Annotated in this window: 25 protein-coding genes; 8 read left to right on the plus strand and 17 right to left on the minus strand. The window is 71.0% G+C overall.

All coding sequences use genetic code 11. The annotated features are described in order from the left end of the window. Positions 1–116: 116 nt before the first annotated feature. Positions 117–1,715 carry an ABC-F family ATP-binding cassette domain-containing protein gene (locus D0T12_RS17645; protein WP_117400694.1) on the minus strand — a complete coding sequence of 533 codons (1,599 nt, stop codon included), beginning with the start codon at positions 1,713–1,715 and terminating at the stop codon, positions 117–119. Between the two features lie 297 nt (positions 1,716–2,012). Between D0T12_RS17645 and D0T12_RS17650 the strand changes: the two genes are divergently transcribed. Next, positions 2,013–2,816: a VOC family protein gene (locus tag D0T12_RS17650; protein WP_117400695.1), complete on the plus strand. Its 804-nt coding sequence runs from the start codon at positions 2,013–2,015 to the stop codon at positions 2,814–2,816. A gap of 48 nt (positions 2,817–2,864) precedes the next feature. On the opposite strand, the gene D0T12_RS17655 is transcribed toward D0T12_RS17650, so the two are convergent. The 3 genes from D0T12_RS17655 to D0T12_RS17665 are packed head-to-tail and all read right to left on the minus strand — an operon-like array spanning position 2,865 to position 4,920. Then, on the minus strand, positions 2,865–3,626 hold the full coding sequence (locus D0T12_RS17655) for an AIM24 family protein (protein ID WP_117400696.1): 762 nt from the start codon (positions 3,624–3,626) through the stop codon (positions 2,865–2,867). A gap of 2 nt (positions 3,627–3,628) precedes the next feature. After that, complete coding sequence (locus tag D0T12_RS17660) at positions 3,629–4,282, minus strand: AIM24 family protein (protein ID WP_117400697.1); 654 nt, start codon at positions 4,280–4,282, stop codon at positions 3,629–3,631. Further along, on the minus strand, positions 4,282–4,920 hold the full coding sequence (locus D0T12_RS17665) for an AIM24 family protein (RefSeq protein WP_233526139.1): 639 nt from the start codon (positions 4,918–4,920) through the stop codon (positions 4,282–4,284). Before D0T12_RS17665 ends, D0T12_RS17660 begins: the two co-directional genes overlap by 1 nt. Positions 4,921–5,071: 151 nt before the next feature. Between D0T12_RS17665 and D0T12_RS17670 the strand changes: the two genes are divergently transcribed. The 3 genes from D0T12_RS17670 to D0T12_RS17680 all read left to right on the plus strand — a co-directional run bounded on the left by D0T12_RS17670 (position 5,072) and on the right by D0T12_RS17680 (position 7,453). After that, positions 5,072–5,467 (plus strand): ABC transporter permease, encoded by a 396-nt coding sequence (locus D0T12_RS17670; protein ID WP_117400699.1) that lies wholly within the window; start codon positions 5,072–5,074, stop codon positions 5,465–5,467. Between the two features lie 70 nt (positions 5,468–5,537). Next, positions 5,538–6,671: an EAL domain-containing protein gene (locus D0T12_RS17675; protein ID WP_233526140.1), complete on the plus strand. Its 1,134-nt coding sequence runs from the start codon at positions 5,538–5,540 to the stop codon at positions 6,669–6,671. Between the two features lie 188 nt (positions 6,672–6,859). Next, complete coding sequence (locus tag D0T12_RS17680) at positions 6,860–7,453, plus strand: Uma2 family endonuclease (RefSeq protein ID WP_158581522.1); 594 nt, start codon at positions 6,860–6,862, stop codon at positions 7,451–7,453. 54 nt (positions 7,454–7,507) lie between these two features. Here the strand turns inward: D0T12_RS17680 and D0T12_RS17685 are convergent, their stop codons facing one another. The 13 genes from D0T12_RS17685 to D0T12_RS17745 form a co-directional block, all read right to left on the minus strand. Beyond that, entirely contained in the window at positions 7,508–7,828 is a 321-nt protein-coding gene (locus D0T12_RS17685; protein WP_117400701.1) for a metal-sulfur cluster assembly factor, read from the minus strand. Continuing rightward, positions 7,825–8,283 carry a Fe-S cluster assembly sulfur transfer protein SufU gene (gene sufU / locus D0T12_RS17690; protein WP_117400702.1) on the minus strand — a complete coding sequence of 153 codons (459 nt, stop codon included), beginning with the start codon at positions 8,281–8,283 and terminating at the stop codon, positions 7,825–7,827. The genes D0T12_RS17685 and sufU overlap by 4 nt, the downstream gene beginning before the upstream one ends. A 55-nt stretch (positions 8,284–8,338) precedes the next feature. Beyond that, positions 8,339–9,601, minus strand: a complete 1,263-nt coding sequence (locus D0T12_RS17695) for a cysteine desulfurase (RefSeq protein ID WP_117400703.1) — start codon at positions 9,599–9,601, stop codon at positions 8,339–8,341. Then, positions 9,598–10,362 (minus strand): Fe-S cluster assembly ATPase SufC, encoded by a 765-nt coding sequence (gene sufC / locus D0T12_RS17700; protein WP_117400704.1) that lies wholly within the window; start codon positions 10,360–10,362, stop codon positions 9,598–9,600. Before sufC ends, D0T12_RS17695 begins: the two co-directional genes overlap by 4 nt. Before the next feature lie 25 nt (positions 10,363–10,387). Further along, a complete protein-coding gene (locus D0T12_RS17705) occupies positions 10,388–10,705 on the minus strand; it encodes a bifunctional 3-phenylpropionate/cinnamic acid dioxygenase ferredoxin subunit (RefSeq protein ID WP_117400705.1) in 318 nt (105 codons plus the stop codon). Further along, positions 10,705–11,838 (minus strand): Fe-S cluster assembly protein SufD, encoded by a 1,134-nt coding sequence (gene sufD, locus D0T12_RS17710; protein WP_117400706.1) that lies wholly within the window; start codon positions 11,836–11,838, stop codon positions 10,705–10,707. The genes D0T12_RS17705 and sufD overlap by 1 nt, the downstream gene beginning before the upstream one ends. Beyond that, on the minus strand, positions 11,838–13,250 hold the full coding sequence (sufB, locus tag D0T12_RS17715) for a Fe-S cluster assembly protein SufB (protein WP_117400707.1): 1,413 nt from the start codon (positions 13,248–13,250) through the stop codon (positions 11,838–11,840). Before sufB ends, sufD begins: the two co-directional genes overlap by 1 nt. Beyond that, complete coding sequence (locus D0T12_RS17720; RefSeq protein ID WP_117401083.1) at positions 13,247–13,975, minus strand: helix-turn-helix transcriptional regulator; 729 nt, start codon at positions 13,973–13,975, stop codon at positions 13,247–13,249. The genes sufB and D0T12_RS17720 overlap by 4 nt, the downstream gene beginning before the upstream one ends. A gap of 135 nt (positions 13,976–14,110) precedes the next feature. Next, positions 14,111–15,055, minus strand: a complete 945-nt coding sequence (locus D0T12_RS17725) for a universal stress protein (protein ID WP_117400708.1) — start codon at positions 15,053–15,055, stop codon at positions 14,111–14,113. Continuing rightward, the gene (locus D0T12_RS17730) at positions 15,052–16,512 is read right to left on the minus strand and encodes an amino acid permease (RefSeq protein ID WP_199487520.1); all 1,461 of its coding nucleotides are present in this window, start codon (positions 16,510–16,512) and stop codon (positions 15,052–15,054) included. The genes D0T12_RS17725 and D0T12_RS17730 overlap by 4 nt, the downstream gene beginning before the upstream one ends. Continuing rightward, entirely contained in the window at positions 16,509–17,444 is a 936-nt protein-coding gene (gene arcC, locus D0T12_RS17735; protein WP_117400709.1) for a carbamate kinase, read from the minus strand. Before arcC ends, D0T12_RS17730 begins: the two co-directional genes overlap by 4 nt. A 44-nt stretch (positions 17,445–17,488) precedes the next feature. After that, entirely contained in the window at positions 17,489–18,484 is a 996-nt protein-coding gene (argF, locus tag D0T12_RS17740; RefSeq protein WP_456318667.1) for an ornithine carbamoyltransferase, read from the minus strand. A gap of 39 nt (positions 18,485–18,523) precedes the next feature. Further along, entirely contained in the window at positions 18,524–19,765 is a 1,242-nt protein-coding gene (locus tag D0T12_RS17745; RefSeq protein WP_117400710.1) for an arginine deiminase, read from the minus strand. Positions 19,766–19,974: 209 nt separating this feature from the next. Here D0T12_RS17745 and D0T12_RS17750 point away from each other — a divergent pair, with 209 nt between their 5' ends. The 4 genes from D0T12_RS17750 (at position 19,975) to prcB (ending at position 23,536) form a co-directional block, all read left to right on the plus strand. Next, complete coding sequence (locus tag D0T12_RS17750) at positions 19,975–20,913, plus strand: ABC transporter ATP-binding protein (protein ID WP_117400711.1); 939 nt, start codon at positions 19,975–19,977, stop codon at positions 20,911–20,913. A 62-nt stretch (positions 20,914–20,975) separates the two neighbouring features. Continuing rightward, the gene (locus D0T12_RS17755) at positions 20,976–21,692 is read left to right on the plus strand and encodes an ABC transporter permease (RefSeq protein WP_117401086.1); all 717 of its coding nucleotides are present in this window, start codon (positions 20,976–20,978) and stop codon (positions 21,690–21,692) included. Between the two features lie 3 nt (positions 21,693–21,695). Next, positions 21,696–22,634, plus strand: coding sequence for an EamA family transporter (locus D0T12_RS17760; RefSeq protein WP_117400712.1), 939 nt, complete (start codon positions 21,696–21,698; stop codon positions 22,632–22,634). Positions 22,635–22,726: 92 nt separating this feature from the next. Further along, on the plus strand, positions 22,727–23,536 hold the full coding sequence (prcB, locus tag D0T12_RS17765) for a proteasome subunit beta (protein WP_117401087.1): 810 nt from the start codon (positions 22,727–22,729) through the stop codon (positions 23,534–23,536). The last annotated feature ends 11 nt before the right edge of the window (positions 23,537–23,547 follow it).

A 23,547-nucleotide genomic window follows, 5' to 3' on the forward strand; every position in this document is an offset into this window, starting at 1 on the left:
GAGTACCTCCCGTAGTGATGTGGTGACCGCTGCGTTATCCCCCGCCATGATCAGTCATTCCCGGCGGTTCGGCTACCCACTCGGCCAGAAAAGATCTGCGGAAGTCACTCCGCAGGTCACGCGAGGGCCACCAGATCGGCAAACTCGTCACTCCAGATGTCTTCCACCCCATCCGGCAGCAAAATCACTCTTTCCGGTGCGAGCGCCTCCACCGCGCCCTCGTCGTGGGTCACCAGGACGATCGCTCCGGTGAACGTCCGCAGCGCCGCGAGGATCTCCGCGCGGCTGGCCGGGTCGAGGTTGTTGGTGGGCTCGTCCAGCAGCAGGACGTTCGCGCTGGACACCACCAGCATCGCCAGTGCCAGCCGGGTCTTCTCGCCGCCGGACAGGACGCCCGCGGGCTTGTCGACGTCGTCGCCGGAGAACAGGAACGAGCCGAGGATCTTGCGGACCTCGACGGGCGCCATGCCGGGCGCGGACGACTGCATGTTCTCCAGCACGGACCGGTCGACGTCCAGGGTTTCGTGCTCCTGCGCGTAGTAGCCGATCCGCAGGCCATGTCCGGCCACCACGGCGCCGGTGTCGGGCTCGTCGACGCCCGCCAGCAGGCGCAACAGGGTCGTCTTGCCCGCGCCGTTCAGCCCGAGGACGACCACGCGGCTGCCCCGGTCGATGGCCAGATCCACGTCGGTGAATATCTCCAAAGATCCGTACGATTTCGACAAACCCTCCGCGGTGAGCGGAGTTCGACCGCACGGCGCCGGATCCGGAAAGCGGATCTTGGCGACCTTGTCGGCCTGCCGTTCGCCCTCGACGGACGCCAGCAGCCGCCTGGCGCGCCGGTCCATCTGCTGGGCCGCCTTGGCCTTGGTGGCCTTGGCGCGCATCTTGTCGGCCTGCGACAGCAGCGCAGAGGCCTGCCGCTGCGCGTTGGCCGACTCGCGCTTGCGGCGCCGCTCGTCGGTCTCGCGCTGGTCGAGGTACTTCTTCCAGCCGACGTTGTAGACGTCGATCACGCAGCGGTTGGCGTCCAGGTGGAACACGCGGTTGACGACGACGTCCAGCAGCTCCACATCGTGGCTGATCACGACGAGGCCGCCCTGGTGGGACTTCAGGAAGTCGCGGAGCCAGACGATGGAGTCGGCGTCCAGGTGGTTGGTGGGCTCGTCCAGCAGCAGCGTGTCGGCGCCGGAGAACAGGATGCGGGCCAACTCGACCCGGCGGCGCTGGCCGCCCGACAGCGTGCCGAGCGGCTGGGTCATCACCCGGTCCGGTAGGCCGAGGCTGGAGGCGATCGACGCCGCCTCGGCCTCCGCGGCGTAGCCGCCGAGCACGTACAGCCGCTCCTCCAGCCGCCCGTACCGGCGCACGGCCCGGTCGCGCTCGGCGCCGGTCGCCGTCGCCATCGCGTCCTCCGCGGCGCGCAGGTCACGGAGCACCGTGTCCAGGCCGCGGGCGGACAGGATGCGGTCACGGGCCAGCTCGTCGAGGTCGACGTCGCGGGGGTCCTGCGGCAGGTAGCCGATGGTGCCCGAGGACGTCACCGCGCCCTGGGCGGGCGGCGCCTCCCCCGCCAGCACCTTGGTGAGGGTCGTCTTACCCGCGCCGTTGCGCCCGACGAACCCGACCCGGTCGCCCGGGTTGACGCGGAACGTGGCGGCCTCGATCAGCAGCCGGGACCCGGCGCGCAGCTCGATGTCTTTCGCGATGATCACAGTGACAGGGCTCCCCAGAGGGACGGCTCGATGGACAGGCACGAAGAAGCGCGCCTCTCGGTCACGAGCGGGGCTCGGGCCGGGGCGCGCCGGGGCTGCCGGTCAATTCGGGAGCTGAATCATCGTCCCAGTGTACGTGACGGCGGGCCGGTACCGGCCATGCCGAAGGGCCGCCGGTTCCCGTACGGACGGGGTGTCACCGATGTGTGAACCCCGTGGGAGCGGCCAGGATTGGGACACGGGCATGCGGCGAACACCAGCGGGACCGGGTCCCTGCATGAAGGAGCGTGAAGTCGAATGACGCAGGTCACGGGCAACCAGCCGGAGGGCACGCCGAACTGGCTCGACATCGGCGTCCCCGACCTCGACCGGGCGAAGACGTTCTATGGGACGCTGCTCGGCTGGGAGTTCCACGACGTGGGCGCCGAAGGCGGCCACTACAACATGTGCATGCTGCGCGGGGAGCCCATCGCCGGGATGATGCGGAACCCCGACGACCAGCCCGCCGAGTACTGGTGGAGCGTGTACTTCGCCACCGACGACTGCGACGGCACCGTCAAGCGGGTCGCCGACGCGGGCGGGGAGGTCGTCGTCGCGGCCATGGACGTGATGGACCAGGGCCGCATGGCGATCGTCAAGGACGCGGTCGGCGGGCAGTTCGGCCTGTGGCAGGGCACCGCCCACCCGGGCTCAGCGATCGTGAACGAGCCGGGGTCGTTCGTCTGGAACGATCTGTTCGTCCCCGGCGACGCCGGGCCCGCCCGCGAGTTCTACCGGGCGGTGTTCGGTCTCCGGGCCGAGCGGTTGCCGGGCGCGGAGGGCCTCGACTACACCACCCTGGCCCGCCCGGACGGCCGCCTCATCGGCGGGGTCTTCGGCCATGAGGGCCTCGTCCTCGGCGGTGCCACGGAGCAGGTCGCGTCCTGGCTCACCTACTTCGTCGTCGACGACACCGACGAGGCGGTCGAGCGGGTCCGCGCGGGCGGCGGCTCCGTCGAGGAGGACCCCGTCGACACCCCGTACGGCCGCATCGCGACCGTGCGCGACCCGTTCGGCGTCCCGTTCCGCCTGACGAAGCCCGCGCCCTCGCCGGAGTCGTGAACCGGCGGGCCGGTCCGGACGCCCGCGCCCGCGGGTGTCCGGATCCGGTCAGCCCTGCCGCTCGGCGGACAGCCGCTGGTTGATCGTGTTCTGGAGCCGCTGGAGGCCGGACGTGCCGACCAGCCCGATCTGCCCCTCCAGGTCACGCAGCAGGGTGTCCTCGTTCATCACGGCCTCGGACGACTGCATCAGCACGGTGCCCTGGCCGGTGAAGTCGAACTGGTGCTCCTCACCGGACTGCCCGCCGATCCCGAACACCATCCGCGCCGCGCCGAACGCCCCGCGCATGTAGGAGTGGTCGTAGTGGTGGCACGGGGACGGGCAGTCGGCCCAGCCGAGCAGCGCCTGCGGGTCGACCCTGATCGGCGGTTCGACGAAGTGGACCGGCCCGTTGGAGGCGGCCACGAACCGTCCGGTGCCGATCAACGTCAGGAAACCCGGGATGATCGACTGTTTGAGCTCCAGGCCGGGCTCGAACGCCAGGAGGTTCCCGGCGCGGACGGTGAGGTTCCCGTTGTCGAGGTCGAACGAGTTCACGTCGTAGCCACGGTCGGCGAGCAGGAGCTTGCCCTGCCCCTGCGCGACGATCCAGTCCTGCGCGTACAGCGGCGAGTTGAACGTGTGCGCGACGAGGGAGTCGAGCGGGCCCGCCGACAGCGCCTCGAACTTGATCTGCCCGTAGTAGGCGATCATCTTGCCCTTCTGCGCGAACCACTGCCCGTTGAGGTCGACGCTGAAGGCATACGGGTTGACGTTGTCGTTGGACGGAAGCGTCCCAGGGTTCCAGGTCCGCGTGCCGAACGTGCTCACGGTCAGATCTTCCTTTCGCTGGCCTGGATGTAGACGACTCCGGTGCCGCTCAGTTCGAGCTGGAACGCCTCGCCGGAGCCGCGTCCGACCAGGTCGCGCAGGCCCACGGCCGTGGTGAGCTTGTTCTGCACCTGCCCGCGGTGCGCCACGTAGGCCTGTGGGTCGACGTGCACGGGACGCTGCGGGCCGATCGGCAGTTCCATCACGCCGCCGTGCGACAGCAGCGCGCACGACCCGTGCCCGGTGAGCGTCGAGGTGAACAGGCCCTGCCCGGTGACCGCGCCGCGGACGATGCCGCGCACGCCGCCCTGCTCGCCCATGAACATCGTCCCGACCTGGAGGGACGCGTCGTGCACCAGCAGCCGGTCGGCCTCGACGTAGAGCGTGTCGGCGCCGTTCAGGTCGATGACGGTGACGTCCATGCCGCTCTGCCCGAACAGGACGCTGCCCTGGCCGGTGACGTGCATCATCGCGGTCCGCTCCCCGGCGACGGCGCGTCCGAGGGTGCCGCCGAGGCCCTGCCCGGCCGTCGCGGTCGGCGCGAACGACACCGGGCCGGCGTAGGCGAGCATCGCGCCGCGCTTGCTGTAGACCTCCTGCCCCGGCCCGATCGGCACCTGGAGCATCTTGGCGTTGATGGACTGGTAACCGGGCATCAGACCTCCAGGATTCCGCCGCGCTCGGCCGGTTGGACGTAGACCAGGCCGTGGCCCTGGTACCGGAACTGCACGCTCTCCCCCGAGCCCTGGCCGAGCACCGTCCGCCAGTTGACGTCGGTGACGACGTCCTGCTGGAGCTGCCCGTGATGGCAGACGTAGGCGTGCGGGTCGACGCAGAGCGGCGCGTGCGGCGTCACCTCCAGCGCGATCGCGGGACCGTCCGAGAGGATCGCGACCGTCCCGTGCCCGTCCACCTTGGTGGTGGCGAGGCCCTGCCCGGTGCCCATGCCCCGCAACCCGACGAAGTGGACACCGGTCTGGAGGTTCCCGTCGAGGGCGAGGAGGCTCTCCGACTCGACGAACAGGGTGTCGCCGGTCAGCTGGACGAGGGTCACCTCCGTCGCCTCGCTCGCCAGGTAGACCGTGCCCTGCCCGTTGATCTCCATGAGGGTCATGCCCTCACCGGCGATCCTGCGTTTCAACGCGCCCCGCAGTCCCTCGCCGCCCGTCATGCCCTGCCGCTTGAACGACATCTGGCCCTCGTAGGCGACCATGGAACCGTTCAATGCCCTGATGGTCTCGCCGCCGAGATCGACGGCGAGCATCTTTGAGCCGTTCAATCGAAATTGCGCCACGAAGCGAGAACATACATCCGTTGCCGGGGAGTGCGGGGGGTCGTCCCCCCAGAGGACACGCACCCGGAGGTGTCAGGAATCGTCCCCGCACAATCGACGGGCCCGGCGCGTTGACGGTCCGCCCGCACGCGGATCGGGAAGGATGAGCACCATGTGGATGGCTCCCGAGAACCGCAGCCTCGCCAGGTGGGCCGTGCCCGGGATCGTCCTGGCCGCGGGTGTCGTGGTCGGTGCCGTGCTGGCCGCCGACGGGCGGACCGGGACCGCTCTCGTCGCGCTCGCCGCGCTGGCCGGCTACGCGGCGTACCTGGCGTACCGGCGCAACGAGCCCACCCTCCCGATCGGCGAGGGGTTCGGGTCGGGCACACGGGCACGCGCGCATCTGAGAGCGGCGGCGACGACCGGGGACGTGCTGACCGTCGCGGTGATCGGCGGGCTGGTCGTCCAGGCGCTGCGGGGCGGCGACATCACCCCCTACGTGTGGCTCGCCGCCATAGCCGGAGCGACGTACCTGCTGTCGGCGTTCGCCAGTGGTCGCAGCCTGTGAACCGCGAATATTGAGTTAACTTCGGCTGACAAGTCTGGTTTCGCGGGCGGTTGGGCGACATGATGCGGCTGTGTCAGCCGTCAACGCCCTTGACGCCCTCCTCCCGGCCCGGGCGGTGTTCCACCCGGTCGTCGATCTCGGCGCCGGCACCGTCGTCGCCGTGGAGGCCCACACGCCCCCCGCCGTCCTCGCCGGCCCGGCGCGGCCCGATCCCGCCGCCGAGGACGCCCGCCGCGCCGTGGACGCGGCCCGCGCCGCCACCGGCCTCGGCACACCGCTCCCCCTCCAGATCGGCCTGCGCGCCGAGACCCTGGCTCACGGCGACGACCTCCTCACCGAGCTGCACCGCGGCCTCGTCGACACCGGACGCCGCCCCCAGGAGATCATCATCTGCGTGTCGGGCGGGTTCGCGCCCGCGCTCCGCCCGCCGGTCACCGCGGCGCTGTCGAGCCTGCGCCGCACCGGCTACCTCGTCGGGCTCGCCGGTCTCGGCGCCGCCCACGCGCCCCTCGACCTGCTCGTGGAGGGCGCCTCCTACCTCCTGAAGCTCGACGCCGAGCTGGCCCGCAGGGCGGTGTCCGAGCCGCGCCGCGCCGCGCTGGTGGGGAGCCTGGTCGAGCTGGCGCACCGCCTGGAGACGCACGTGCTGGCGCCGCAGATGGCGACCCGGGAACAGGTGCTGCACATGCGCGACGCGGGGGTGCGGCTCGTCCAGGGCCCGGCGCTCGCGCCGCCGGAGTGGCGCCCCGGAATGCCGGTCCACATACCCGTCGCCGCCGAGGAACCCGCCCGGGCGCCGAACGTGGGCCTCGGTCCGCGGGTCTCGGAGTTCACGCTGCCCGCGGTGACGCTGCCGCACACGGCCACCGCCGGGGAGGTCCTGAACGCCCTGAACGCCGAGACCGGCATCACCAGCATCGTGCTGGTCGACGACCGGCAGCGGCCCCACCGCACGGTCGACCGGACCCGGTTCCTGCTACGGCTGTCGGGTGCCTACGGTCACGCCCTGCACGCCCGCAGGCCCGCCGCGCGGCTCGCCGACGACCCGCGCCTGGTACCGCGCACGGTCCCCGCCGTGGCGGCACTACGAGCCGCCGGACGGGAGGAGGATCGCGTCTATGACGATCTGGTCGTGGTGGACGAGATCGGCCGCTGCCTCGGCATCGTCCGCGTCGCCGACCTCATCCGCGGCCTGTCCCGCTGAAACCACCCCCACACCACCGGCCCCCTGGACACGGCTGGTCAACGAAACCTGTCGATCAATGCGCTTCAACCCTTTGGGCAAGTTAACTTTGCGTTATGATACAACTCCAAAGAGAAACCAGGACGACTACGTCACCTGCGGTGAATGGCGACAATCCGTACGCTGCGTTGGCCAGTACGCTGGAGAACATGGGCGACCGCGCGGGAGATGGGTTCGTAACCAATCGATTCGACCAGGACACCGTCGCCAAGGCGCTGGAGGATCTGGCCGATTTCGCCGAGAAGCGCGGTCTCACGTTCTCCAAGTTCGAGTCCATCGGAGATTCGCTCGTGATGCTCGCGGCGCCCCGCTGGGAACACGGGGACATCATCGACCAGATCAAGGAGCAGGTGCCACGGCATCGTCGCTGCAAGATCTCCACCGACCTCCAACTGACCGCCGAGCCCAGGGAACCCGTCCCGGACCTGATCGTGCTCCCGGAAGCACTACGGCAGGGAAGCAAGCCCTGGGCGCACGAAACCGAGCTCCTGGTGGAAGTCGTCAGTCCTAGCAACTACCGCTCGGACTACGAGGGCAAGCGCGAGCGTTACGCCCGATCCAACGCACCGCAATACCTGCTGGTGGATCCCCGAGATGGGGTGTGCGTGCTGTTCAGCGGGCCGAAGAAGGCCGACGGCACGTACGAACGGGTCGTCACCACCAAGTTCGGGGAGCCCGTCGTCGGGTTGGCCTGCATGGACGGTGGCGAGCTGGACACCTCGGAGTTCCTCAGGTACACGTGAGGCCGCGGCCCGGTTGGGCGCGGCCTCGGTGTGGGTGGCCTCGGTGTGGTGGTGTCAGACGTTGAAACCGAGGGCGCGGAGTTGGTCGCGGCCCTCGTCGGTGATCTTGTCGGGGCCCCACGGGGGGAGCCAGACCCAGTTGATCTTGACGTCCTTGACGAGGCCCTCCAGGGCGCTGTGGGCCTGGTCCTCGATCACGTCGGTGAGCGGGCAGGCGGCGCTGGTGAGCGTCATGTCGAGGGTGGCCACCTCGTCGTCCAGGTTGACGCCGTACACCAGCCCGAGGTCGACGACGTTGATGCCGAGTTCGGGGTCGACGACGTCCTTGAGGGCCTCGAGGATCTCCTCCTCGGGGACGGCGGTGGTTTCGGTCATGATGCCTCTCCGAGTGCGCGGGCGGTCGCGTCCTTCCACGCCATCCAGGCGAGCAGGGCGCATTTGATGCGGGCGGGGTACTTGGAGACCCCCACGAAGGCGATGGCGTCCTCCAGGACGTCCTCGTCGGCGTCGACGTCCCGGCCCCGGGACTGCATCAGCGTCAGGAACTCCTCGCCGACCGCCATCGCCTCCTTGACGGACTTCCCGATGACCAGGTCGGACATCACCGAGGCGCTGGCCTGGCTGATGGAGCAGCCCATCGCGTCGTAGGACACGTCGGCGACCGTGGCGTCCTGGCCCTCGCCGTCCAGGTGGACGCGCAGCGTCACCTCGTCGCCGCACGTCGGGTTGACGTGGTGCGCCTCGCCCTCGAACGGCTCACGCAGCCCCCGGTGGTGGGGGTTGCGGTAATGGTCCAGGATGACCTCCTGGTACATCGCCTCCAGCTGCATGTCGTCCTTTCCGAGGCCTTTCTCGCTACAACAGGGCGGGTCCGGGGACTGTTCCTCAGGTGGTCCCGAAGAACTTCTGGGCCTGCCTCACCCCGTCGGCGAGGGCGTCCACGTCACCGAGCGTGTTGTAGAGGTAGAACGTCGCGCGGGTCGTCGCCGGGATGCCGAAGCGGCGGCAGATCGGCCACGCGCAGTGGTGCCCGACGCGGACCTCGACGCCGAGGTCGTCGAGGACCTGGCCGACGTCGTGCGGGTGGATGTCCTCGACGGTGAACGACACGGCGCCGCCGCGGGCCTCCGTGGTGCCCGGGCCGATGATCCGGACGCCGGGGACCTCGCCGAGCCGTTCGAGGGCGTAGGCGGTGAGGGCCACCTCGTGGGCGTGCACGCGGTCCATGCCGATCTCGGCGAGATAGTCGCAGGCGACGCCGAGGCCGATGGCCTGCGCGGTCATCGGAACGCCCGCCTCGAACCGCTGCGGCGGCGGCATGAACGTGGTCTCGTCCATGTGGACGATCTCGATCATGGATCCGCCGGTGATGAACGGCGGCATGACCTCCAGCAGCTCGCCGCGTCCCCACAGCACGCCGATGCCGGTCGGGCCGAGCATCTTGTGGCCGGAGAACGTGAGGAAGTCGACGCCGAGGTCGGCGACGTCCACCCGCTGGTGCGGAACCGCCTGCGCGGAGTCCAGCAGGACCAGGGCACCGACGGCGTGGGCGCGGGCCGCGATCCGCTCCACCGGCGGGACGGTGCCGAGGACGTTCGACTGGTGCGTCAACGCGACGATCTTCGTGCGCTCGTTGACGATGTCGTCGAGGTTCTCCAGGTCGAGGCGGCCGTCGTCGGTGATGCCGAACCAGCGCAGCGTCGCCCCGGTCCTGCGGCAGAGCTGCTGCCACGGGACGAGGTTGGCGTGGTGCTCCATCTCCGTCACCACGACCTCGTCGCCGGGGCCGACCGCGAACCGCTCCGCCTCCGGACCCGCCGTCGCGGCGTTGCTCATCACGTAGGCGACCAGGTTGATGGCCTCGGTGGCGTTCTTGGTGAACACCACGTCGGCGGTCGACGCGCCGATGAACCGGGCGATGGACGCGCGGGCGTTCTCGTAGGCCTCCGTCGCCTCCTCGGCGAGCTGGTGCGCCCCGCGGTGCGGCGCCGCGTTGTGCCGCTCGTAGAACCGGCGCTCCGCGTCCAGGACGCGGACCGGCTTCTGCGACGTCGCGCCCGAGTCGAGGTACACCAGGGGACGCCCGCCGCGAACCGTGCGCTGGAGCAGCGGGAAGTCCTTCTTCAGCTCCTCCGGCAGAAGGCTCATAGGGACGCGCCCGCCTTCACGTACTTCTCGTAGCCCTGCTCCTCCAGCTCGTCGGCCAGTTCGGGGCCGCCCTCGGCAACGACGCGTCCACCGGCGAACACGTGCACGAAGTCGGGCTTCACGTAGCGGAGGATGCGGGTGTAGTGGGTGATGAGCAGGACACCGGTGTCGCCGGACGCGAACCGGTTGACGCCCTCGGCGACGACCTTGAGGGCGTCGACGTCCAGGCCGGAGTCGGTCTCGTCCAGGACGGCGACCTTCGGCTTCAGCATCTCCAGCTGGAGGATCTCGTGCCGCTTCTTCTCACCGCCGGAGAAGCCCTCGTTCAGGCTGCGCTGCGCGAACGCCGGGTCGATGGACAGGTTCTCCATCGCCTGCTTCATGTCCTTGGAGAACTCGCGCAGCTTCGGGGCCTCCCCGCGGACGGCCGTCACGGCGGAGCGCAGGAAGTTGGAGACGGACACGCCGGGCACCTCGACCGGGTACTGCATCGCCAGGAACAGCCCGGCGCGGGCGCGTTCGTCGACCGTCATGTCGAGGACGTCCTCGCCGTCGAGCGTGACCGTCCCGGACGTCACCTCGTACTTGGGGTGCCCGGCGACCGCGTAGGCGAGGGTGGACTTGCCGGAGCCGTTCGGCCCCATGATCGCGTGGGTCTCGCCGGCCTGCACGGTCAGGTCGACCCCGCGCAGGATCTCCTTCGCCCCGTCGGAACCGTCGCCGACGGAGACGTGGAGGTCGCGGATCTCAAGCGTGGCCATAGTGCGTGTAGTCCTTAGTGGTAGATCAGCCGTCGGCGGCGAGCGACACGTAGACGTCGCCGTCCTCGACCTTGACCTTGTAGGTGGCGACCGGCTGCGTGGCCGGCGGGTTGGTGGGCTTGCCGGTGCGCAGGTCGAAGCAGGACCCGTGCAGCCAGCACTCGATGGTGCCGTCGTAAACCTCGCCCTCGGAGAGGGAGACCTCGGCGTGCGAGCAGATGTCGTTGACGGCGTACACCTCGTCGCCGCTGCGCGCGATCGCGACGGGCGTGTCGTCGACCTCGACGGCGAGCGCCCCGTCCGCGGGGACGTCGCCCAGGGCGCACACCTTCACGTACGCCATCAGTCGGCCCCCCGGTCGAGCTCCGCCTCGATGGCCTCCCGCACCTTCTCCCGCACCTCGACGACCTCGATGCGTTCGACCAGCTGCCCGAGGAAGCCGCGCACGATCATGCGGCGTGCCTGGTCGAAGGTGATGCCGCGGGCCTGGAGGTAGAACAGGTGCTCGTCGTCGAGGCGGCCGGACGCCGAGGCGTGCCCGGCGCCGGCGACCTCGCCGGTGAGGATCTCCAGGTTCGGCACGGAGTCGACCCGCGTCCCGTCGGTCAGGACGAGATTGCGGTTCAGCTCGTAGGTGTCGGTGCCCTCCGCCTCCGCGCGGATGATCACGTCGCCGATCCAGACGGCGTGGGCGTCCTGGTCCTGCAGGGCGCCGCGGTAGTCGACGCGGCTGCGGCAGTTCGGCACGGCATGGTCGACGAGGAGGCGGTGCTCCAGGTGCTGGCCGCCGTCCACGAAGTACACCCCGTACAGTTCGGCGTCGCCGCCGGGCCCCTCGTAGGAGACGGACGGAGAGATCCGGACGACGTCGCCGCCGAGCGTCACGTTGTGCGACACGAACCGGGCGTCGCGGCCGAGGCGGGCGTGCTGGTGGGACACGTGGACGCCGTCGTCCGACCAGTCCGCCAGGCTGATCACCGAGAGGCGGGCGCCGTCGCCGACGACGAACTCGACGTTGTCGGCATAGGTGGCGGAGCCGCGGTGCGTCAGCACGACGGTGGCCTCGGCGAACGGCTCCACGATCACGGTGGTGTGGCCGTAGGCGGCGGCGGAGGCGTCCTCGCCGCGCAGCCGCAGCACGGTCGGCGCGGACGCGACCGCCTCCTTCGGGACGGTCACGACCGTGGCCTGGGTGAAGGAGTTCCACGCCTGCGCGCTGACCCGGTCGGACGGCACGTAGGCCCGTCCGAGCCGCGCGTCGTCGCGGCCGACCGTCTCGACGGTCACCTCCGGCGGCGCCTCGGCCTCCAGCAGGACCTTGCCGCCTTCCTCCGCGGTGCCGTTGTGCAGGCCGCGGAGGCGGCGCAGCGGCGTGAACCGCCACTCCTCTTCCCGGCCCGTCGGCACGTCGAAGTCGGCGACCTCGAACGACGCCTTGTCGTGCAGCGTCGAGAGAGGCTTGACGTCGAGCCCCATCAGCCGACGGCTCCTTCCATCTGCAGCTCGATGAGCCGGTTCAGCTCAAGGGCGTACTCCATCGGCAGCTCGCGGGCGATGGGCTCGACGAACCCGCGCACGATCATCGCCATCGCCTCGTCCTCGGTGAGGCCGCGGCTCATCAGGTAGAACAGTTGCTGCTCCGAGACCTTGGAGACGGTGGCCTCGTGGCCCATCTCCACGTCGTCCTCGCGGACGTCGACGTACGGGTAGGTGTCGGACCGGCTGATCTGGTCGACGAGCAGCGCGTCGCACTTCACGGTCGACTTGCTGTGCTCGGCGCCCTCCTGGATCTGCACCAGGCCCCGGTAGGACGTGCGACCCCCGCCGCGCGCCACCGACTTGGAGATGATGCTGGAGGAGGTGTTCGGCGCGGCGTGCACCATCTTGGCGCCCGCGTCCTGGTGCTGGTCCTCGCCCGCGAACGCGATCGACAGGGTCTCGCCCTTGGCGTGCTCGCCGAGCAGGTACACCGCCGGGTACTTCATGGTGACCTTGGAGCCGATGTTGCCGTCGACCCACTCCATGGTGGCGCCCTCGTAGGCGACGGCGCGCTTGGTCACCAGGTTGTAGACGTTGTTGGACCAGTTCTGGATGGTCGTGTACCGGACGCGGGCGTCCTTCTTCACGACGATCTCGACGACGGCGGAGTGCAGCGAGTCCGACTTGTAGATCGGAGCGGTACAACCCTCGACGTAGTGGACGTAGGAGCCCTCGTCGGCGATGATCAGCGTCCGCTCGAACTGCCCCATGTTCTCGGTGTTGATCCGGAAGTAGGCCTGGAGCGGGATCTCCACGTGCACGCCCGGCGGGACGTAGATGAACGAGCCGCCCGACCACACGGCGGTGTTCAGCGCGGCGAACTTGTTGTCGCCGACGGGGATGACCGAGCCGAAGTACTCCTGGAAGATCTCCGGGTGCTCGCGCAGGCCGGTGTCGGTGTCGAGGAAGATGACGCCCTTCTCCTCAAGGTCCTCACGGATCTTGTGGTAGACGACCTCAGACTCGTACTGGGCGGCGACGCCCGCGATGAGGCGCTGCTTCTCCGCCTCGGGGATGCCGAGCTTGTCGTAGGTGTTCTTGATGTCCTCGGGAAGCTCCTCCCAGGACGTCGCCTGCTGCTCGGTGGAGCGCACGAAGTACTTGATGTTGTCGAAATCGATGTCCGACAGGTCGGAACCCCAGGTGGGCATCGGCTTCTTGTCGAACAGCCGCAGCCCCTTGAGGCGCAGGGCGAGCATCCAGTCCGGCTCGCCCTTCTTGGCCGAGATGTCGCGGACGACGTCCTCGTTCAGGCCGCGCCGCGCCGACGCGCCGGCCTCGTCCGAGTCGGCCCAGCCGAACTTGTACCTGTCGAGCCCTTCCAGCTCGGGGTGGGCAGCCGTAGTCATAGAGAGGTGCCTCCGGACTCCTCGTCACCGTTCAGTGGTCGTTCCTCGTCGCCCGTCCCGCACAGGGAGCGGGGGCTGACGTGGGTGGTGCAGATGCCGTCGCCGTGGGCGATGGTCGCCAGTCGCTGGACGGGCGTGCCCAGCAGGCGGCTGAACGCCTCGGTCTCGGCCTCGCACAGCTGCGGGAACTCCGCGGCGACGTGCGCGACCGGGCAGTGGTGCTGGCACAGTTGCTCGCCGCCGCCCGGGCGTGGGGCCTGGGCCGCGGCTGCCGCGTAGCCGTCGCTCGACAGCGCCTCGGCGAGCGTGCGGACCCGCTGGTGGGGCGGGGCCTCCTGCACGACGGGCCGGTAGCGGCGCTCCAGGTCGGCGATCTGACGCCGGGCGAACTCGGCGACCGCGTGCTCGCCCACCGTCTCGGCGAGGAACCGCAGCGCGCTGGTCGCCAGGTCGTCGTAGGCGTGCACGAACGCGCTGCGCCCGGCGTCGGTGATCGCGAACCACTTGGCGGGACGTCCCCGGCCGCGCCGGGTCTGCGGCGTCCGCGCCTTGCGGACCTCGATCATGCCGTCGGCCAGCAGCGCGTCCAGGTGCCGGCGGATCGCGGCGGGCGTGAGACCGACGCGCTCCCCCAGCGTGGACGCCGTGACGGGCCCGTGTTCGAGGATGAGCCGGGCGACCCTCGCGCGGGTGTCGCGCTCGGTGTGCCCGGTCACGGACGGCAGGCCGAACGGCCGCGCGCCGGCGGCCGTCGTGCTCGTCCGATCCTGGTCCACGTTTTTCACAACATCAGTGTGCCGTAATTCCTTCCCGTCAAACAGCGGAATCGCGATGTCGTGCCTCACGCAGGTAAGCCTTACCTAATCCGCAACCTGATCCGCGTCTCGGTCCCGCGCGTCCGCGGCGCCCCGCGGGACGGCCCCGCGCGGCAGGAGCAGCACCGGGCACGGCGCCGCGCGGACGATCTTGCCGGAGCCCTCCCCGAGAAAGACCTTGCGCAGCGGCCCGTCGTGTCCGGACAGGCAGGCCAGGATCTCGCCCCGCAGCATATCGACCGTGCCGAGCGTCGTGGCGAGGCCGGTCCCGACGGCGGTCAGCCGCTCCACGGGCGGGCCGCCGCCGAGCCGTCCGGCGGCGTCGCGGAGATCCTCGTCCGCCCGCGCCACCTGGCGGTCCAGGGCGCCGCCCTTCTCGGCGAACCTCGCGGCGAGCCCGGGCGGCCGTGTCACCAGCGTGAGCAGCCGCAGCGGCACTCCCAGCGCCCCGGCGAACTCGGCGGCCGCGGACAGCGGCCCGTCCACGTCGGGGCGGCGCCAGTAGGCGATGGTCATCCGCTCGAACCGGTCGGGCGCGGTGTCGGCGTACCCGCGCGGCGCGAGCAGGACCGGGACGGGCGAGCCGTGCAGGAGCTGGTCGGCGGTGCTGCCGATGGCGATGCGGCCGCGGTGCCCGCGCGGCGCCGAGCCGACGACGACGAGGTCGGCGCCGACGTCCCCGGCCACCTCGATGAGCCCCCGCCCGCTGCCCCGGTTGGCGTGCACGCGCCGGGTCACGGCGGACTCCGGGACGCCCGTCTCGGCGAGCCGGTCGGCGGCCTCGTCGAGCGCCGCCCGCGACTCCGACCTGAGGTAGCCGACCCATTCGGCGTCGACCGAGCCGGGGCCGCGAGCGGGCCACGGCGGCGGATGGACGTTGGCGACCACCAGCGGCGCGCCCAGCGTCCGGACGACCAGGGCCGCCAGCGCGAGCGCGTCGACGCCGCGGTCGTCGGGCGTGTAGCCGACGAGCACCGTCATCTCGGTCATGCCGCCCCCTTTCCCGAAGGCTCGGTCGCCAGACGCGAGTGGCGGCGGCCGTACAGGAAATAGGCGGCCAGCCCGACCAGGCACCACAGCGCGAACACCGTCCAGGTCACGCCGCCGAGGCCGACCATGAGGTACAGGCAGAACGCGACGCCGGCCAGCGGCGTCACCGGGTAGAGCGGGGCGCGGAAGCCGCGCGGCAGGTCGGGTCTCGTCCGCCGCAGGACGATGACGCCGACGTTGACCAGCGCGAACGCGAACAGGGTGCCGATGCTGGTGGCGTCCACCAGCCGTCCGAGCGGGATCACCGCGGCGAGCGTCCCGATGAACACCGCCACGATGATCGTGTTGGCGACGGGCACGCGGCGCCGGGGGCTCACCCGCTGGAACACGGGAGGGACGAGCCCGTCCCGCGACATCGCGAACAGGATGCGGGTCTGCCCGTACATGACGGTGAGGACGACGCTGGCGATGGCGATCACCGCGCCGAGCGAGAGGATCATCGAGGGCCAGGTCCGCCCGGTCGCCTCGTCCAGCACCTGCGCCAGCGACGCCTCGGTGCCGCTCAGCTCGAACCGCTCCCAGTGCATGGCGCCGACCGCGGCCAGCCCGACCAGCACGTACACGGCCGTCACGATCGCCAGTGACAGGACGATCGCCAGCGGCAGGTCGCGGCGCGGGTTCTTGGCCTCCTCACCGGCGGTGGACGCGGCGTCGAAGCCGATGTAGGAGAAGAACACCTTCGACCCCGCCGCGCTGATGCCCGCCCAGCCCATCGGCGCGAACGAGCTCAGGTTCCCGGAGTCGAACGCGGTGAACGCCACGGCGCAGAAGAACAACAGCACGCCGACCTTCAGGAACACCATGATCGTGTTCGCGGTTGCGCTCTCGGACGTGCCGCGCAGGAGCAGCAGCGTGGCGAACACCACGACGACCACGGCGGGGACGTTGACGACGCCTCCCTCGCCCGGCGGGCCGCTCAGCGCGGCGGGGATCGTGAATCCGGCCGCGTCGTCGAAGAACGCGCTGAGGTAGGCGCCCCAGCCGACCGCTACGGCCGACACCGACACCGCGTACTCCAGCAGCAGGCACCATCCGCACACCCACGCGACCAGTTCCCCGAGGGTGGCGTAGGAGTAGGAGTAGGACGAGCCCGAGACGGGGATCGTCCCGGCCAGCTCCGCGTACGACAGGGCGGAGAACAGCGCGGTGACGGCGGCGAGGACGAACGCCAGCACGACCGCGGGCCCGGCCAGCGGCACCGCCTCGCCGAGGACGACGAAGATGCCGGTGCCGAGGGTCGCGCCGACGCTGAACAGGGTGAGCTGCAGCAGGCTCATCGTCCGTTTCAGCTCGCCGCCCTCGCCCTGCCCGCCCTCGGCGACGATCCGGTCGACGGGCTTGGTCCGCAGCAGGCTCCGCGCGAACGACGCCGGGCCGGTCTCCGTGCCGGGGGTCACAGCGTGCTCGCCAGCGGCCAGGTCGCGTTGGGGGTCACGATCGTTCCGGCGGTGCCTTCGAGGATCTCCACGCACTGGTCGAGCAGCCCGATCGCGGCCATGTCGCCGGTCCGTTCGACGAAGCTCGCCGCCGCTTCGACCTTGGGGCCCATCGACCCTGCGGGGAAACTCTCGGCCCGTAGCTCGTGCGGCGTGGTGTGGGTGATCTCCTCCTCGTTCGGGCCGCCGAAGTCGCGCATCACCCGGGGCACGTCGGTGAGGATCAGCAGCGCGTCCGCGTCCATGCTCTCGGCCAGCACGGACGCGGTGAGGTCCTTGTCGATCACCGCCTCGACGCCCTCCAACCGTCCGACGTCGTTGCGGAACACCGGGACGCCCCCGCCGCCCGCGCAGACCACGACCGTTCCGAGCCGGACCAGTTCCCGGATCAACCGGGTCTCGATCACCCGCTGGGGCCGCGGGGACGGCACGACGCGGCGCCAGCCGTCCCCGTCCTGCCGGACGGTCCAGCCGTACTCGGCGGCGAGCTTCTCGGCCTCCTCCCGGTCGTAGACCTGCCCGACGAACTTGGTCGGGTCCTCGAACGCCGGGTCCACCGCCGACACCAGCGTCTGGTTGATCATCGCCATGACCTGGCGGCCGGGCAGCGCGTTCTGCAACGCCTGGAGCATCCAGTAGCCGATCATGCCCTGGGTCTCGGCGCCGATGGTGTCGAGCGGGTACGGGCGGGTGAGGTTCGGGTCGTTGACGCTCTCCAGCGCCAGCACGCCGACCTGCGGACCGTTCCCGTGCGTGACGATCAGCTCGTGCCGTTCGGCGAGCGGCGCCAACGCCCGCACGGCCCGGTCGACGTTGTCGCGCTGCGACCGGGCGTCCGGGGTCTGGCCCCGTTTCACCAGCGCGTTCCCACCGAGCGCGACGACCACGCGCATGGATCCCTCCCCCTTCCGGCCCGCACGCCGGCCCGTCCGGCCGTTCAGCCGAGCGTCGCGACCATGACCGCCTTGATGGTGTGCATCCTGTTCTCCGCCTCGTCGAACACGATCGAGGCGGCGGACTCGAACACGTCCTCGGTGACCTCCAGGCCCTCCAGGCCGGTCCTGCGGTAGATCTCCTCCCCCACGGTGGTCTCCCTGTCGTGGAACGCCGGGAGGCAGTGCATGAACCGCGCGTCCGGGTTGCCGGTCGCCCGCATGACGTCCGCGTTGACCTGGTACGGCGTGAGGAGCGCGATCCTCTCGTCCCACACGGCGGCGGGCTCCCCCATCGACACCCACACGTCGGTGACGACGAAGTCGGCGCCCGCCACGCCCGTCTCCACGTCCTCGGTGACGGTGAGGGTCGCGCCGGTCGTGGCGGCGACCGTGTGCGACGGCGCGAGGACCGTCTCCTCGTCCGGCCACAGGGCGCGCGGCGCGACGATACGGACGTCCATGCCGAGCAGGGCGCCGGCCGCCACGTAGGAGTGGCCCATGTTGTTCCGGGCGTCGCCCAGGTACGCGTACGTGACGTCCCGCAGGGACTTGGCGCTGTGCTCGCGCATGGTGAGCATGTCGGCGAGCATCTGCGTCGGATGCCACTCGTCGGTGAGGCCGTTCCACACCGGGACGTCCGCGTACTCGGCCAACTCCTCGACGAGGCGCTGGCTGGACCCCCGGTACTCGATGCCGTCGTACATGCGTCCGAGGACACGCGCGGTGTCCTTCATCGACTCCTTGTGGCCGATCTGGGAGCCGCCCGGGTCCAGGTACGTCACGTGCGCGCCCTGGTCGTGCGCGGCGACCTCGAACGCGCAGCGGGTCCGGGTCGAGGCCTTCTCGAAGATCAGCGCGATGTTCCGGCCCGTCAGCGCGGGTCGCTCCGCCCGGTCGCGCTTGGCGGCCTTCAACTCCGCCGCCAGATCGATCAGGAACCCGAACTCGTCGGGGGTGAAGTCCAGTTCCTTGAGGAAGCTGCGACCCCGAAGGGCCATGTACACGTCTCCGCCGTTCCGGTCTCCCATGGCGCGCGGTCAGGCGTCCCGCTCGATCGGGCAGGTCATGCAGCGCGGGCCGCCGCGTCCCCGGCCGAGTTCGCTGCCGCGGATCGTGATGACCTCGATCCCGTTCCGGCGCAGATGGTTGTTGCTCGTCGCGTTGCGTTCGTAGGCGACGACCACGCCGGGCGAGACCGCCAGGACGTTGGAGCCGTCGTCCCACTGCTCGCGCTCGTCGGCGAAGACGTCCTGCGTCGGGGTGAGGACCTTGACGTCGTCCATGCCGAGCGCCGCCGCGATCACCCGGTGCATCTCCTCCGGAGGATGGTCGGTGATCTTCAGTTCCTTCTCGGTGTCGCCCGGCTCGACGGTGTGGGACGGCAGCATGCCCATCCCCGCGTACTTGGTGAACACTCCGTGATCCACCATCGTCAGGACCGTGTCCAGGTGCATGAAGGCCCGCTTGCTCGGCATCCGCAGCGCGACGATCCGGTCACAGGAATCGGCGGCGAACAACGACTGGGCGAGCATCTCGACGGCCTGAGGCTGCGTCCGCTCGCTCATCCCGACCAGGACGGCGCGGTTCCCGAGGACCAGGACGTCACCGCCCTCCAGCGTCGCCGGGGCCATCTCCATGCCCCGGTTCCAGACGTGGAACCCGCCCGTCTCGGGCCGGTCGTAGCCGTCGGCGAACAGCGGATGCCACCGGTAGATCGCCTCCATGTTCACCGTCTCGCGCCGCCGGGCCTTCATGCGCATCGTGTTGATCGACACGCCGTCGTAGATCCAGCAGGACGTGTCGCGGGTGAACAGGTGGTTGGGCAGCGGCGGCAGCACGAACCCGTCGAGCGGGATGGAGTGGAAGGCGATGGACGCGGGCTCCGGCATCCGCTCCAGCATCTCCCGCCTGGTGATGCCGCCGACGAGGAACGAGCTCAGCTCCGTCGCGTCCATGGCGTCGAAGCAGTTGCGGATCGCGTCCACCGCCAGCGGACCGAACCAGTGCGGATCGACGACGGCGTCGAGGATGTGCATCCTCGCCTCGGGGTTGTCGAGGGTCTCGCACAGCAGGTCGAGCAGCAGGTGCGTCCGGACGCCCTGCGCGCGCAGCACGTCCTCGAACTCCTCGTGCTCCTCCACCGCCCGTTTGACCCACAGCACGTCGTCGAACAGCAGGCCCGCGGCATTGGACGGGGTGAGCCGCTTCAGCGACAGCTCCGGCCGGTGCAGCAGCACCCCGCGGAGCCGTCCGACCTCGGAGTCGACATGGAACGCCATTCCCACCTCCTCGCCCGGCCCCTCGCCCGACCGCCTCGGCGCACCGCCCCGGGGCCCGGTGAGGGCGACGAACCGCACGTCCCGGGGCCGCCCGGCGACAGGCCGTCAATTCCCCCGGCTCGGGCGGCGAAACTAGATCCACTTCCCGTCCGGCGGGTCGCGCGGGACCGGGCGCCGAACCGTCGGCCCGCCGACCTAGACTCGGGGCCATGACACCCCCCGGAGACGGCGCCGTCGAGCTGCGCACGCTCGTCAAACGCTACGGCGCGGCGGTCGACGGGCGGCGGGCCGTGGACGGCCTGTCGCTCACCGCCGCCCGGGGCGCGGTCACGGCGCTGCTCGGGCCGAACGGCGCGGGCAAGACCACCACGATCGAGATCTGCGAAGGGTTCCGGCGCGCCGACTCCGGAACGGTCCGCGTCCTCGGGCTCGACCCCGTCGCCGACGCGCGGGAGTTGAAGCCCAGGGTCGGGGTGATGCCGCAGTCCGGGGGCGTGCCCGGTACGGCCCGTGCCGCCGAGTTCCTGCGGCTCGTGGCGTCCTTCCACACGAGGCCGCTCGACCCGTCCGCGCTGCTGGAGCGGCTCGGCCTCACCGAGCACGCCCGCACCCCGTTCCGCCGCATGTCGGGCGGGCAGCAGCAGCGGCTGTCGCTGGCCGTCGCCGTGGTCGGACGGCCGGAACTGGTCTTCCTCGACGAACCCACCACCGGCCTCGACCCGCAGGCCAGGCACGCCACCTGGGAGCTGATCGAGGAACTGCGCGCCGCCGGGGTCTCGGTCGTCCTCACCACGCACAACATGGAGGAGGCCGAGCGCCTGTCCGACCATGTCGCGATCATCGACCGGGGCGCGCTGGTCGCCGAGGGCGCGCCCGAGGAGCTGACCGGCGCCGAGCGGCAGCTGCGCTTCCGCGCCCGTCCCGGCCTCGGCCTGGAGGAGCTGCTGGCGGCGCTGCCCGCCGGGAGCGCCGCCAAGGAGTCGCCCGCCGGGCACTACCTCATCGAGGCCGACGTGCGGCCCGAGCTGCTCGCCACCGTCACCGCCTGGTGCGCCTCGCACGGCGTCCTGACCGAGGACCTGCGGATCGAGCGCCGCACCCTGGAGGACGTGTTCCTCGAACTGACCGGACGGGAGCTCCGCTCGTGACCGCGCCGCCGCCCACCCGGCTCGACCTGTCGCCCGCCCCGGGCGCCGCGCCGCTGCCGCGGATGGTCCTGTCCCAGGCGGGCTACGAGATCCGCGCCGTGCTGCGCAACGGCGAGCAGCTGCTCCTGACACTGATCATCCCCGTGGTGCTGCTCGTCCTGTTCAGCGCCACGTCCCTGCTCGACCTCGGCCCCGGACGCCGCGTCGACTTCCTCGCGCCCGGCGTCCTCGCGCTCGCCGTGATGTCCACGGCGTTCACCGGGCAGGCCATCGGAACGGGTTTCGAACGGCGCTACGGCGTCCTGAGAAGGCTCGGCGCCACGCCGCTGCCGCGCGGCGGCCTCATCGCCGCCAAGACCCTCAGCGTCGTCGCCGTCGAGGCGGTGCAGGCCGCGGTGATCTGCGCGGTGGCGCTGGCGCTCGGCTGGCGCCCGGACGGCGACCCCGGCTCGGTGCTCGCCCTGCTGCTGCTCGGCACGGCCGCGTTCAGCGGGTTCGGGCTCCTCATGGCCGGGACGCTGCGCGCGGAGGCCACCCTCGCCGCCGCCAACCTCGTCTACGTCGTGCTGCTGGCCGTCGGCGGCGTCGTGTTCCCGCTGGAGAAGTTCCCGGACGGGGTCCGCGGCGCCCTGGAGCTGCTGCCGATCTCGGCGCTGGCCGAGGGGCTGCGGGACGTCCTCCAAGGCGGCGCGGCCCTGCCCGGCAAGCCCCTCATCATCCTCGCGGCATGGGCCGCGGCGGGTCTGGTCCTGGCCGGGAGGTTCTTCAGGTGGGAATGACACATGGCGCTCGCTGAGGCGCCCGGGGCCTTCGAGGGCGCGTCGCGGGCGACCGGACGCCTCCGGACGCTCTCGCTCGGGTCAGTGCCGCCGCCCGCGCTGATCCTGTTCGGCATCATCTCCGTGCAGGTCGGCGCGGGCATGGCCAAGCACCTGTTCGACCGGCTGCCGCCGAGCGCCGTTGTCACGCTCCGGCTGCTGACATCGGCGATCGTGCTGGGTTTCCTGGCCCGCAGGGCGCTGCGGACCGTGCTGCGCGACCATTCGCGCTCCAGCCTCGCCATCGCCGCCTGCTTCGGGCTGGCGCTGGCGCTGATGAACTTCTCGATCTACCAGTCGTTCGCGCGGATCCCGCTGGGCGTGGCGGTGACGATCGAGTTCCTCGGGCCGCTGACGGTGTCGATCGTCGCGTCCCGCCGCGCCAGGGACGCGCTGTGGGTCGTCCTGGCCGGGGGCGGCGTCATCCTGCTCGCCCGGGGCGGCTCCGCCGACCTCGACCCGGTCGGGGTCGCTTTCGCGCTGCTCGCCGGGGCGTGCTGGGCCGCCTACATCCTGCTCACCGCCGCGACCGGCCAGCGGTTCTCCGGCACTTCCGGACTGGCCCTCGCCAGCGTCGTCGGGTCGATCGCGGTGCTGCCGCTCGGTGTCGCGTCCGCCGGACCCGCCCTCCTCGACCCGTGGCTGCTGCTGATCGGGCTCGGCGTCGGGCTGCTGTCGTCGGTGATCCCCTACTCGCTGGAACTGGAGGCGCTGCGACGGATGCCCGCCCGCGTCTTCGGGATCCTGATGAGCCTGGAACCCGCCGTCGCCGCGCTCGTCGGCGCCGCGCTGCTCGGGGAGATCCTCAGCGGACGGCAGTGGTTCGCGATCTGCTGCGTCATCGTCGCCTGCGCGGGCGCCGCGCGGAGCCAGCAAGATCCGCCGGAGGCGCCCGAGGCGTGAGCGGAGTGGTGTGCGGTGTGGAAGGATCGGGATCAAAGGGAACGTCCAGCGGGAGAGGAGCCGCCGTGGTGGGCCGGAGCGAGGACCAGGGGATGCCGCCCGAGTTCTTCGAGGCCGGGTCGGCGTCTTTCGTCGACCTTCTGCGCGTCCACTCCCCCGAGCTGCTGCCCGTCAACCGGGTCCCGGAGGGGGACGCGCCGGAACTGCCGCACGGCACCACCGTCCTCGCGCTGACGTTCCCCGGCGGGCTGATGATGGCGGGCGACCGCCGCGCCACCCAGGGCAACCGCATCGCCTACCGGGAGCTGGACAAGGTGCAGCGCGCCGACGAGCACTCCGCCGTCGCGTTCGCGGGCACGGTCGGCCTCGCGCTGGAGATGGTTCGGCTGTTCCAGGTCGAGCTGGAGCACTACGAGAAGATGGAGACCGTCCCGCTGTCGCTGCCGGGCAAGGCCCGGCGCCTCGGCGCCGTCATCCAGGCCAACCTCGCGCAGGCGTTGCAGGGGCTCGCGGTCGTGCCGCTGTTCGGTGGATACGACCCCGACTCCGGCGAGGGACGGATCTACACCTACGACATCACCGGCGCCCCGCAGGAGGCCCGCGACTTCCACGCCGACGGCTCCGGCTCCCCGTACGCGCGGGGGTCGCTGAAGAAGCTGTACCGGCCCGACCTGTCGGTCGAGGACGCGGCGACGGTCTGCGTCCAGGCCCTGTACGACGCGGCCGACGACGACGCCGCCACGGGCGGCCCCGACCCGGCGCGGCGCATCTACCCGACGATCGCGACCGTGACCGAGGACGGCTACCGGCGCCTGCCGGAGGAGCAGGTGTCCGCGATCACCGATGAGATCATGCGGGCCAGGATGGACGACCCCAACGGGCCCGTCGCGCCGCTGCGCTGACGCCGCGCCTC

This window comes from Actinomadura spongiicola (genome assembly GCF_003432485.1).
GTDB classification, from domain to species: domain Bacteria; phylum Actinomycetota; class Actinomycetes; order Streptosporangiales; family Streptosporangiaceae; genus Spirillospora; species Spirillospora spongiicola.